Annotated in this window: 10 protein-coding genes; 3 read left to right on the forward strand and 7 right to left on the reverse strand. The window is 72.6% G+C overall.

Annotated features, from left to right (window positions below):
• The coding region (locus DEIPI_RS33945) for an HAD-IC family P-type ATPase (protein WP_157463930.1) at positions 1 to 1,089 on the reverse strand (1,089 nt) is incomplete at its 3' end.
• A 153-nt stretch (positions 1,090 to 1,242) separates the two neighbouring features.
• Here DEIPI_RS33945 and arsB point away from each other — a divergent pair.
• A complete protein-coding gene (arsB, locus tag DEIPI_RS0122985; RefSeq protein WP_027483320.1) occupies positions 1,243 to 2,517 on the forward strand; it encodes an arsenical efflux pump membrane protein ArsB in 1,275 nt (424 codons plus the stop codon).
• A gap of 3 nt (positions 2,518 to 2,520) precedes the next feature.
• Here arsB and zwf read toward each other — a convergent pair whose 3' ends face one another.
• Both zwf and DEIPI_RS33950 read right to left on the reverse strand, forming a co-directional pair.
• Complete coding sequence (gene zwf / locus DEIPI_RS0122990; protein ID WP_045235014.1) at positions 2,521 to 3,957, reverse strand: glucose-6-phosphate dehydrogenase; 1,437 nt, start codon at positions 3,955 to 3,957, stop codon at positions 2,521 to 2,523.
• Between the two features lie 76 nt (positions 3,958 to 4,033).
• The gene (locus tag DEIPI_RS33950; protein WP_052351949.1) at positions 4,034 to 4,513 is read right to left on the reverse strand and encodes a MarR family winged helix-turn-helix transcriptional regulator; all 480 of its coding nucleotides are present in this window, start codon (positions 4,511 to 4,513) and stop codon (positions 4,034 to 4,036) included.
• Between the two features lie 111 nt (positions 4,514 to 4,624).
• On the opposite strand from DEIPI_RS33950, the gene DEIPI_RS0123000 reads away from it, so the two are divergent.
• Both DEIPI_RS0123000 and DEIPI_RS36050 read left to right on the forward strand, forming a co-directional pair.
• Positions 4,625 to 5,125 carry an AAA family ATPase gene (locus tag DEIPI_RS0123000; RefSeq protein ID WP_027483322.1) on the forward strand — a complete coding sequence of 167 codons (501 nt, stop codon included), beginning with the start codon at positions 4,625 to 4,627 and terminating at the stop codon, positions 5,123 to 5,125.
• A 39-nt stretch (positions 5,126 to 5,164) separates the two neighbouring features.
• Complete coding sequence (locus tag DEIPI_RS36050) at positions 5,165 to 7,819, forward strand: PAS domain S-box protein (protein ID WP_052351950.1); 2,655 nt, start codon at positions 5,165 to 5,167, stop codon at positions 7,817 to 7,819.
• A 45-nt stretch (positions 7,820 to 7,864) separates the two neighbouring features.
• Here the strand turns inward: DEIPI_RS36050 and DEIPI_RS0123010 are convergent, their stop codons facing one another.
• The 4 genes from DEIPI_RS0123010 to DEIPI_RS0123025 form a co-directional block, all read right to left on the reverse strand.
• Positions 7,865 to 8,512: a hypothetical protein gene (locus DEIPI_RS0123010; RefSeq protein ID WP_027483323.1), complete on the reverse strand. Its 648-nt coding sequence runs from the start codon at positions 8,510 to 8,512 to the stop codon at positions 7,865 to 7,867.
• 10 nt (positions 8,513 to 8,522) lie between these two features.
• Positions 8,523 to 9,830, reverse strand: coding sequence for an ABC transporter permease (locus DEIPI_RS0123015; RefSeq protein WP_084474816.1), 1,308 nt, complete (start codon positions 9,828 to 9,830; stop codon positions 8,523 to 8,525).
• On the reverse strand, positions 9,827 to 10,537 hold the full coding sequence (locus tag DEIPI_RS33960; RefSeq protein ID WP_045235015.1) for an ABC transporter ATP-binding protein: 711 nt from the start codon (positions 10,535 to 10,537) through the stop codon (positions 9,827 to 9,829). The genes DEIPI_RS0123015 and DEIPI_RS33960 overlap by 4 nt, the downstream gene beginning before the upstream one ends.
• Positions 10,537 to 11,907: efflux RND transporter periplasmic adaptor subunit (locus tag DEIPI_RS0123025; RefSeq protein ID WP_052351951.1), on the reverse strand; the 1,371-nt coding region annotated here is incomplete at its 5' end. The genes DEIPI_RS33960 and DEIPI_RS0123025, both read right to left, overlap by 1 nt.

Below are 11,907 nucleotides of genomic sequence, written 5' to 3' on the forward strand. Positions count from 1 at the left end.
CGCGAGCGCGGCCGCCCCGTCCACGGCGTGGACACGCGTGACCTTCATGCGGGCCTCGGTGAGGGTGCCGGTCTTGTCGAAGGCGACGGTGCGGACGCCCGCGAGCGCGTCGAGGGCGGCGGAGCTCTTGAAGAGCACGCCGCCGCGCGCGGCGGCCGCCATCGCGGAGAGCATCACGGCGGGCGTGCTGATCACGACGGCGCAGGGACTCGCGACGACCATGAAGGTCATTGCGCGGTACCACGCGTCGTCGGTGGGCAGCCCGAAGCCGAGGCGCAGCAGCGCGAACACGACGGGCACGGCGAGCAGCACGGTGAGGGCGTAGGGGCTCTCCCAGCGTTCCGTGATCGTTTCGGTGCGGCTGCGCTGCGTCTGCGCCTCCTCCATGAGGGCGACGAGCCGCGCGAGGGTGCTCTCCCCGGCGGGACGCAGCACCTCGGCCTCGACGCTGCCGTCGAGGTTGATGGTGCCGGACGCGAGCGCCTCGCCGGGCGTCTTGTCGACGGGGAGGCTCTCGCCCGTGATGGGGCTCTCGTCGACGCTGGTGCGTCCCGTGACGAGGCGCGCGTCGGCGGCGACGCGCTCGCCGGGCCGCAGGACGAGCAGGTCCCCGACGCGGATGTCACGCAGCTCGCACCAGCGTTCGACGCCGCCGCGCCGGACGGTGGCACCCTCGGGGTTGAGGTCCATGAGGGCGGCGATGGCGTTCCTGGTGCGGCCCATCGCCCAGTCCTGCAGGGTGTTGCTGAGGCTGAAGAGGAAGAGCAGGACGGCGCCGTCGGCGGCCTGGCCGATGCTGGCGGCGCCGAGCGCGGCGAGGACCATCAGGAGGTCCACGTCGAGTTTGCGGTCACGCAGGAGGCTCGTGAGGGCTTCCCTCGCGGCGGGGACGCCCCCCGCGAGGTACGCGACGACGTAGCCGACGACGGCGACGGGCGCGAGGCGCAGCAGGTGCTCCCCGGCGAGGCCGACGAGCAGGCCCGCGAGGGTGAGCGCCGTGAGGGCCACGGCGGCGCGCAGGGCGGGCGACAGGGGTGCGCGGGTTCTCGGGGCGGGGGAAGCGTCGGTGCGTGCGGATGCGGAGGTCATGGGGTCCTCTCAGGAAGACGGCTTATCAGGAATCATTCCTGATAAGAGCCTAGCGCTTTCCTCCCCCCAAGACAACGCAGAACGCACGGCGAAACACCCGGAATTCGGGCGGGGTCACGACCCGCACCGCGCCGGGAAGGCATACTGGAGCCCGTGCTGGCCGTCCTGATCCTCGCCGTCACCGTCGCCCTCGTGGTCCTGCAACCCCGGCGTCTGCCGCCCGCGCTCTGGGCCGCGCTGGGCGCCGTCGCGGCGCTCCTGCTCGGCGTCGTCCGTCCCGCGGACCTCGGCGTGGTCTGGCACGCCACCTGGAACGCCACCTTCACCCTCGTCGGCCTCATCGCGGCGAGCCTCCTGCTCGACGAGGCGGGCTTCTTCCGCTGGCTCGCCCTGCACGTCACCCGCCTCGGCGGGGGCAGCGGACGGCGGCTGTTCGTGCTGCTCGTGGTGTTCAGCGCGCTCGTCACGACGCTCTTCGCCAACGACGGCGGCGTGCTCATCCTCACGCCCATCGCCCTCGAACTCGCCCGGACACTGCGCCTCGACCGCGCCGCCACCGTCGCCTTCGCGCTCGCCGTGGGTTTCGTCGTGGACGTCAGCAGCCTTCCCCTGACGATCAGCAACCTCACCAACATCGTCGTCGCCGACGCCTTCGGCATCCCCTTCCACCGCTACGCCGCCCACATGGTGCCCGTGGATCTCGTCACGGTGGCCGTCACGCTCGCCCTGCTGTACGCGCTCTACGCCCGCGCGGTCCCACGGCGATACGAGCTCGCGGACCTTCCCAGCCCCACGAGCGCCGTCCGCTCGCGCGGCACGGTCACCGCCGGGCTCGTCCTGCTGCCCGTCGTCACGCTCGCGTACTTCCTCGCGGAGCCCCTGCGCGTTCCCCTGAGCGCCGTGACGCTGGGCGCCGCCGGACTGCTGTGGATCGTCGCGGGCCGCTCGCGCCACCTCTCGTCGCGCGCGGTCCTGCGCGCTGCCCCCTGGGACGTCGTGGTCTTCGCGCTCGGGATGTACCTCGTCGTGTACGGCCTGCGCCGCGCCGGACTCACCGATCACGTCGTCCGCCTCGCTCAGTGGGCGGCCGGGCACGGCGACGCCACCCTCGTCTTCGTCACGGGCACCCTCGTGGCCCTGCTGTCCGCCGTCATGAACAACCTGCCCGCCCTGCTGCTCGTCACGCTCGGGCTGGAGCAGGCCCGCCTCACGGACGCCGCGCGCGAGACCGCCGCGCTCGCCGCCGTCGTCGGCGCGGACGTCGGCCCGAAGCTCACGCCCATCGGGAGCCTCGCCACGCTCCTGTGGCTCCACGTGCTCGCGCGGCGCGGCGTGAACGTCAGCTGGTCCGAGTACGTCCGCGCGGGCCTGCTGCTCACCCCGCCCGTGCTGATCGCGGCGCTCGCGGCGCTGGTCCTGCTGCGCTGACCCTCACGGTTCCACGGGCCGCCACGTGTCCCCCGCCTGCAGCAGGTGATCCTGACTGTCGGGCCCATCGGACCCGGCTGGGTACGGGTCGGGCGCGCCCCCCTGCCAGGCGTCGAGGACGGGCTGCAGCACCCGCCACGCCCACTCCACCTCGTCGGCGTGCAGAAAAGCGCTCCGGTCGCCTTCGAGCGCCGCGAGCAGCAGCTGCTCGTACGCGCTGAAGCCCTCGCCCGGCGCGGCGTAGTCGGTCCGCAGGGTCACGCTGCGCGACTGGAGCTCCAGACCGGGCTGCTTCGCCGTCACCACCCAGTCGATCACCTCGCGCGGCTTGAGGCGGAAGACCAGCCAGTTGTCGTCGGTGGGGTCGAGGTCCGTGGAGGAGAAGAACCGCGTGGGCGGATTGCGGAAGCGCATCGCGACCTCGCTCACGTCCGAGCGCAGCCGCTTGCCGCTGCGCAGGTAGAACGGCACGCCCCGCCAGCGCCAGTTGTCCACGTTGAGCCGCAGCGCCGCGAAGGTCTCCGTGCGCGAACTCGCCTCCACGCCCGGCTCCTCCAGATAGCCGGGCACCTGCCCGTCGTGGACGACCCCGCTCGTGTAGCGCCCGCGCGCCGCGTGCGCCGCGACGCCCTCGCGCGAGATGGGCCGCACGGAGCGCAGCACCTCCACCTTGTGCTGCCGCAGCAGGTCCGCGTCCCAGGTGGCGGGCGGCTCCATCGCGACGAGCGTGAAGAGCTGCATGAGGTGGTTCTGCAGCATGTCCCGCAGCGCGCCCGCGTGGTCGTAGTACGACGCGCGGCCCTCCAGCCCGAGCGTCTCCGCGACGGTGATCTGCACGCTCTCGATGAACTGCGCGTTCCACACCGGCTCCAGGAACGAGTTCGCGAAACGGAAGACCAGCAGGTTCTGCACGGTCTCCTTCCCGAGGAAGTGGTCGATGCGCAGCAGCTGATCCTCGCGCCAGCGCCGCCCGAGCTCCTCGTGCAGGGCGCGCGCGCTCTCCACGTCCCGCCCGAAGGGCTTCTCGATGACGATCCGGCGGGTGCCCGCGCCCTCGTCGTTCAGCCCGGCCTCCCCGAGCCCCTGGGCCGCCGTGCCGAACACCGTGGGCGGCAGCGCGAGGTAGAAGAGCCCGCGTCCCGGCACCAGCGGCGCGAGCCGCGCGAGCTGGGGGGCGCTCAGGTCCCCGCTGAGGTAGTCGAGCCGCGCGGAGAAGCGCGTCCAGACGGCCTCGTCGAAGTCGGGCACGAACTGGCGCAGGTGCTCCTCGACGTGGGCGAGGAACTTCGCGCGGTCCCAGGCTTCGAGGGCGTACCCGACGATCCGCGCGGGCGGCAGGGCGCCGCGGGCGTCGAGACGGTACAGGGCGGGCATCAGCAGGCGACGCGTGAGGTCACCGGACGCGCCGAGAATGACGAGGGTGGGCTCGGGCTGATCCATGGACCTCATCCTGGGTCGTCGCCCGAGCCGGAAGTTCGTGGAACTCGTGAAGCGCGGTTCACGCTGCGGGCCGGGCTCAGAGGTCCTGGGCGCCGAGCAGGTCCGTCCAGCGGCGCAGCCCGTCGATGAGCTTCTCGCGCTGCTCGCGCAGATCGCGGACGTGATCGCGCGTGACGGCGTCCATCCTGCGTCGTCCCTCCGCCGTGAGCTCCAGCAGCACGCGCCGTCCGTCGGCGGGGTCGCTGAGCCGCTCGATCAGACCCGCCGCCTCGGCGCGCTGGGAGAGCTCCACGGTGGAGTGGTGGTTGAGGCACAGGTGCTCGGCGGCCGTCCCGACGCTGATGAGGTCGTCGCCCGCCGCGCCGACGAAGACGAGCAGGCTGTACTGGCGGCCGGTGAGGCCGTGACGGCGCGCGATCGTCTCGCTCGCGTGCGAGTACCCGATCAGGGCGCCCCGGAAGCCCGCCATGAGCGCGAGGGTGGAGGGCGGCAGGGCGTTCGGGGCGGGCTCGGCAGGCTGCGGGACGGAAGAGCTTCTGGGGCGCTTGGGCGGCATGCGGACTCCTGACGTGAAGGACGAACGGTGGGACGTGGATTCGATCGGTAGTGTAGCCGACGCGGCGCCCGCCCCTCGGGACCGGCGAGCCCGGGACGATAGACTGCCCGGGTGAAGCGCGTCCTGATCACGGGCATGTCCGGCGCGGGCAAGTCCTCCGTCGTGGTGGAGCTCCTGCGGCGGGGGCGGCGCGCGGTGGACCTCGACTCGGACGAGTGGAGCGAGTGGACCCGCGCGCCCCGCACGGGTGACGCGTCCGGCACGCCCGAGCGGCCGGACTGGGCCTGGCGACTCGAACGCGTGCGCGCCCTGCTGGCGGAAGATCGGGGGGAGGCGATCTTCGTGTCGGGCTGCGCGTCCAACCAGGGCCTCGTGTACGATCTGCTCGACCACGTGGTGCTCCTGAACGCTCCACTGGACGTGCTGCTCGACCGGGTCACCTCGCGCACGACGAACACGTACGGCCGCACGGAGGCCGAACGGGCCGACATCGCGCACTACGTCGAGCACGTGGTACCCCTGCTGCGGGTCCGGGCGACCCGCGAACTCGACACGTCCACGCTGACGGTCGAGGAGGTCGCCGATCGGCTCGTCGAGCTCGCGCGGTCCTGACGGCCCGTCGTCCGGGCGCCCCGGCCCGTAGAATGGCGTGTGCCCTCCCTCCCGGAAGACCACACCCACGTCGCTCCCCTCGACGACGAGACCCTGCGCCGCGTCGGCCGTGTCGGGCTGGCCCTGACGGGCGCGCGCTCCAGGGCGGACGTCACGGAGGTCCTGCTCCGTGAGGCGGTGCCCGCGACCGATGCCTACGCGGGCGCCATGATCGAGGTCATCGACGACCGGACCTCCTACACCGTGGGCACCGTGGGCTACGACGATACCTTCGGAACGACCTGGAGCCGCTTCCCAGCGGACCGCTCGTACGCGGCGCGGCACGCGATCGTCACCGGGGAGGCGGTCTTCGCGACGCTCGACGACATGCGCCGCGACTTCCCGGACATGGTGACGCACCTCCAGCCGCGTACACGCGCCGTCGCGGCCCTGCCCCTGAGGACCTCCGGACGCGTCACGGCGTGTCTCGTGCTGTCCTTCGCGCGCGAAGGCGCCGTGACGGCGCGGAAGGAGCGCGCGGCGCTCCTGGCGGTCGCCCGGGCCGGCGAGGTGTCGCTCGCCCGCGCGGACGAGCACGACGAGCAGGCCCGCGCGCTCGCCCGCGTCACCCTGCTCGCCGAGGCGGGCAGCGCCCTCGCCGGAAGCCTCGACGTCGCCGAGACGCTGGACCGCATCACGGCCCTCTCGATCCGCCGGGTGGGCGACTGGGCCGCCGTGTACCTCCCGGGCGAGGACGGGCGCCTGTCCGCCTTCGCGGTCGCGCATGCCGAGCCCGCGAAGGCGGAGCTGCTGCGCTGGTACCTCGCGCAGGCGCCCCTCCGGCCCCTGGACGATCCGGTGCCCGGCTCCCCGCAGTGGGTCTTCGCGACGGGCCGTCCCCTGCTGATGCCGATCGTGCCGCCCGAGGTCATGGACGTCCTCCCGCCCGGCGAGCGGCGCGAGGCGTTCCGCGCGATGGGACTGCACTCCGTCATCAACGTCCCGCTGACGTCACAGGGACGCAGGCTCGGCGTGCTGGGCCTCGCCACGACGCACCCCTCGCGGACGTACGGCGAGGCGGACCTGGAACTCGCGCACGCCCTCGCGGAGCGCGCGGCGCTCGCGCTGGACCACGCCCAGCTCCACGAGGCCGCACGGCGCAGCGAGGCGCGCTACCGCTCGCTGGTGGACGCGACCCGGCAGACCGTCTGGACGAACAGCCCCGACGGACGCCTGCTGGGCGATCAGCCCGGCTGGGCGCGCCTCACGGGACAGGAGCGCGCCGAGTACGAGGGGTACGGCTGGGCCGAGGCGATCCACCCCGGGGACCGCGCCGCGACCCTCGCGGCGTGGCAGGACGCGGTCGCGGCGCGCTCCACGTACGACGTCACCCACCGCGTCCGCGTCGCGAACGGCGCGTACCGGCACTTCCACGCGCGGGGCGTGCCCGTCGTCGCGGACGACGGCACGATTCGCGAGTGGGTCGGCGTCCACACGGACGTCTCCGAGCAGGTCGAGGCGCAGCGGGCCCTGCGCGCCTTCAACGCGGAACTCGAGGCGCGCGTCACGGAGCGCACCCACGCGCTGGAGGCCGTCAACACGAAGCTCGACCGCGTCAGCACCTTCAATCGGCTGCTGCTCGACTCGGCGGGCGAGGGCATCTTCGGGGTGGACATGGCGGGCCTCACGACCTTCGCGAATCCGGCGGCCCTGCGCATGATCGGCTACGAGCACGACGAGATCGTCGGCAGGCCACAGCACGCCCTGGTGCACCACACCCGCCCGGACGGGACGCCCTTCCCCGCGTCGGCGTGCCCGATCTACTCCTCCCGGCTCGACGGGCAGGTGCGGCACGTGGACGACGAGGTCTTCTGGCGCAGGGACGGCACCAGCTTCCCGGTGGAGTACGTGAGCACGCCCCTGCGCGGCGCGGACGGCCACATCGAGGGCGCCGTGGTGATGTTTCGCGACGTGACGCAGCGGCGAGAGGCCGAGGCCGAGCTTCGACGCGCGAACGCGGAACTGCGGCGCAGCAACGCGGAACTGGAGCGCTTCGCGTTCGTCGCGTCGCACGACCTGCAGGAGCCCCTGCGCACCATCGCGAGCTTCTCGGAGCTCATCGACCAGCGGTACCGGGACACGCTCGACGAGCGCGGACGCACGTACCTGCGGCTCGTCACCCAGGGCGCGGTGCGCCTCAAACGGCTCGTGGACGACCTGCTGGTGTTCTCCCGCCTCGACGCGCAGCGCGAACCGCTCGCGCCCGTCGACCTGTCGGCGGTGGCGGGCGAGGCCCTGTCGCGCCTCGTGGCGGCCGTGGAGGAGACGCGGGCCGACGTTCGCGTCGCGGATCTGCCCGTGGTGCTGGGCGACGCACCCGAACTCGTGCAGGTCATGCAGAACCTCGTCGGGAACGCTCTGAAGTTCCGCCGGGAGGGCGTCCCGCCGGAGGTGTCCGTCATCGCGACGCGCGAGGGCGACTGGTGGCACGTCCGTGTGACCGACAACGGCATCGGCGTGGAGCCCGAGTTCCGGGAGCGCGTGTTCGGGCTCTTCCAGCGGTTGCATCACCGGGAGCGCTACGAGGGCACGGGCCTCGGGCTCGCCATCGTCCGCAAGATCGTGCAGCGGCACGGCGGCGACGTCTGGCTGGGTGAGGCGCCGGGCGGCGGGACGACCGTGCACCTCACGCTGCGCGCCGCACCCGGAACCTGAACGGGGCGGCCACGGGAACGATCTTCCCGTGGCCGCCCCGAGGGATCACTTCTTCCTGAGCACCGCGATGAGGTCCTGCAGGCCCTTCGCCTGACGGTCGCTCTTGAAGGGGTTGTAGGGCGTGCCGTTCTGGATGGCGGCGAACATGCCGCCCGGACCGCCCGGGCCGCGTCCGCCCTGACCGTTCTGGCTGCCCTGCGTTCCCTGACGGCGCTGGCCGCCGAACTGCCCGCCCGGGACGAACGGCAGGCGCGCGCCGCCCGCCCCGCCCGTCCCGCCGGACGCCTGGGCCTTCGCCATGCGTTCGCGGCGCGCCTCCTCGCGGGCCAGGACGAGATCGTCGACCTTGGTGAGCTGCGCGTCCGTCAGGATCCCGTCCTCGATGTTCGAGAGGATCTTCTGCGCGTCGGCGGGTTTGAGGTCCGCGCGCTTCGCGAGGTCCTGCAGGATCGGCAGGAGCTTCGCGGCCTGCGCCTTCGTGAGGGTGGTCTTCTTGTCCTTGTCCACGTCGGCGAGCAGCGAGACGGTGGTGCCGAGGTCGAGGACGGGCTGGTACTTCTTCAGCGCGGCCTGCATCTGCGGGTTGGGTGAGCGGACGCCGCCCTGTCCCGCGCCTGCCCCTCCGGACTGCTGGGCGAGGGCGGGCGTGGTGAGGACGGCGGTGACGAGGACGGCGAGTCGGACGTGACGCATGGAAACTCCTTTACTCGTACCTGAGCGAGTCGACGGGGTCGAGGCGCGCGGCGCGGCTGGCGGGGTAGTACCCGAAGAAGATGCCCACGAGGGCGCTGAAGGCGAAGGCCACGAGGATCGTGGCGGGCGAGAAGACGGGCGTGATGTTCACGAGCGTGCCGAGGTACGCGCAGCCCACGCCGAGCGCGAGCCCGACGAGGCCGCCACCGACGGACAGCAGGGAGGCCTCCACGAGGAACTGCGTGAGGATGTCGCGCGGCTTCGCGCCGAGCGCCTTGCGCACGCCGATCTCACGGGTGCGCTCGGTGACGGACACCAGCATGATGTTCATGATGCCGATGCCGCCCACGACGAGGCTGATGCCCGCGATGGCGCCGACGAGCAGGGTGAGGGTCTGCGTGGTGGCGTTGAGGCTCGCGAGGGCGTCCGCCTGGTTCTGCACGTTGAAGTCGTAGCTGCTGGCGTCCTCGATGCGGTGCTGCCGCGCGAGGAGGTCCGTGAGGTCGTTCTGGAGGTTCGTGAGGTCGTCCTTGTCCGTGGCCTGGACGTAGACGTTGCTCACCGTGACGCTCGTGCCGGAGCGCGCGCCGCGCGAGAGGCGCTGCTGGAAGGTGGAGAGCGGCACGAGCACCTGCGCGTTCGGGTTGCCGAAGCCGGTGTTGCCCTTGTCGGGGAGCGTCCCGACGATGGTGAAGGAGACGTTGCCGAGCCGGATCTTCTGGCCCACGGGGTCCTGCCCGTCGAAGAGGTCCGTGACGATCTGGTAGCCGACGACCGCCACGCGTTTGCGGCCGTCCACGTCGTCCTGCGTGAAGAAGCTGCCGGTCGCGACGGGCGAGTTGCGGACCGTCTCGTACGCGGGCCACGTGCCGATGACGGTGGCCTGCAGGTTGCTGCTGCCCACCTTCGCCTGCACGTTCGACTGGCTCGACGGCGCGACGCCCGCGATCCGGTTCGGCGCGAAGGTACCGATGGCCTCGACGTCCTTCATGGTGATCGTCTGCTGCGGTCCGCCGCGCACGAGGCCGCCGCCGCCGAAGCGGGGCGCGCCGCTCTGCACGGTGAGGAGGTTCGTGCCGAGGCTCTCGAGGCTCTTGGTGATCCCGGCGGTGCTGCCCGAGCCGATCGCGGTGAGGGCGATGACGGCCGCCACGCCGATGATCACGCCGAGCGCCGTGAGGACGCTGCGCAGGGGTGAGCCGAGGATCGCGCGCCACGCGATGGTGAGGGTCCCGAGGAAGTCGAGGCCGCCGCGGCGCCCGGGAAGCGTCTCCTCCTCGTCCGGGGTCTGCGCGGCGGGCAGGCGTTCGGCCGTCACGTCCTCACCCCCGCGCGGGGCGTGTGGGTGGTGTCGCTCTCGACGAGGCCGTCGCGGACGCGGACGACGCGGCGGGTGTACTCGGCGATGTCGGGTTCGTGCGTGACGATCACGACGGTGGTGCCCTCACCGTTGAGCTCCGTGAAGAGCGCCATGATCTCCTCGCTGGTGCGGGTATCGAGGTTGCCGGTGGGCTCGTCCGCGAGCAGCAGGCGCGGGCGGCCCGCGAGGGCCCGCGCGACGGCCACGCGCTGCTTCTGACCGCCGCTGATCTGGCTGGGCAGGTTGCGGGCCTTGCTGGCGAGACCCACGCGGTCCAGCATCTCCAGCGCCCGCTCGCGCCGCTCGTACGCGGGGATGCCCGCGTACGTGAGGGGCACCTCGACGTTCTCGAGGAGGTCGAGGCGCGGCAGCAGGTGGAAGGCCTGGAAGACGAAGCCGATCTCGCGGTTGCGGGCCTCGGCGCGTTCGTTCTCGGTGAGGTCCGTGACGTCGCGTCCGCCGAGCAGGTACGTGCCCTCCGTGGGGCGGTCGAGCAGACCGATGATCTGCATCAGGGTGGTCTTGCCGCTGCCCGAGGGGCCCATCAGGGCGAGCATCTCGCCCGCGCGCACGTCGAGGTCGACGCCCCTGAGGGCCTGGAACTCCACGTCGCCCGTGAGGTAGGTCTTCTCGACGGCGCGAAGGGACAGCACGAGGTCGGACATCAGAACCCTCCGGGAGGGCCGCCGAAGCCGCCGCGCGTGGTGTTGCCGCCGCTCCGGCCGGAGCTTCCCGCGCCGCCCGACGTCGTGGAGCGCACCTGGGTGGGCAGCAGGACCGTCTCGCCGGGCTCCAGTCCTTCGAGCACGGCGACGTTGGTGCCGTCGTCCGCGCCGGTCCGGACGCGGCGGCGTTCGGGCTCGGCCTTGGGGTCCTTCGGGGCGATCTGCACGTAGGAGCGCGTGCGGACCGTCTCCACGGCGCGCCTGGGGATCAGGACGACGTTCGGGACGTCCTGGCTGATGATTTCCGCCTCGGCGCTCATCCCGGCGCGCAGCGTGCCGTCCTCGTTGGGGACGCGGACCGTGACGGTGAAGATCGCGATGTTGTTCTGGGTGGTGGCGCTCGGGGAGACGCTCCGCACCTGCCCGTCGAAGGTGCGGCCGTCGATCGCGTCGAAGGTCACCTCGGCGGGCTGGCCCACCTTCACGCCCGAGATCTGCGTCTCGTCGATCTGCACGGGCAGGTCCATGACCTTCGTGTCGATGATCGTCATGAGGGGCTGCGCGGTCGTGGCGGCCGAGCCGACCGTGACGGGCACCTCGCTCACCACGCCGGAGAGGGGCGCCGTGACCCGCGTCGCCGCGAGGTCGCGCTGCGCGCTCTGAAGCTGGAGCCGCGCGGACTGCACGCTCAGCTCGGCGTTCCGCAGGCTCTGCACGCCAGCGGTCTCGCCGCTGCTGGCCTGCTGGGCGCTCGCGCGGGCCGCCGCCTGCGCGGTCTGGAGGTCCGTGCGGGCCTTCGTGACGGCGGCGCGGGCGTCGTCCACGACCTGCCGCGCCACGCCGCCCACCGCATAGAGCGCCTCGTTGGACGCGAGGGTCTGCTCGGCGGCGCTCAGCGCGGCCTGCGCGGTGCTCACGGACGCCTGCGCGTTCGTGACGCTCTGCGCGCTGCTGGCGCGGCTCGACGCCTGCTGCGCCCGCAGGTTCGCGACCTGCGCCTGCGCCTGTTGAAGCGCGAGGGTGGCGCTTTCCACGGCGCGGCGGGCGTTCGTGTCGTCGATCGTCGCGACGGTCTCGCCCTTCGTGACGGTCTGCCCGACCGACGGGAGCGTCGTGATGGTGCCGCTCACCTCGGGCAGCACGGCCTGACTGACGGCGGCGGCGAGCGTGCCGGGGCCGCTCACGCTGACGCGCAGTTCCCCACGGCTGGCGGTGGCGGTCTGCCGTCCCGTCGTCGTCTCGGTCTGCGTGGTGTCGGAGCGCTGCTGGTAGACGTAGTACCCGCCGCCCGCGAGGAGGAGGGCCACGCCGAGCACCACGAGGCCCCGGGTGCGCCGGGTGCGGGCCGCCCGCGCGGGCGTCTTGCGCAC

The organism is Deinococcus pimensis DSM 21231, assembly GCF_000519345.1.
GTDB lineage: Bacteria > Deinococcota > Deinococci > Deinococcales > Deinococcaceae > Deinococcus_A > Deinococcus_A pimensis.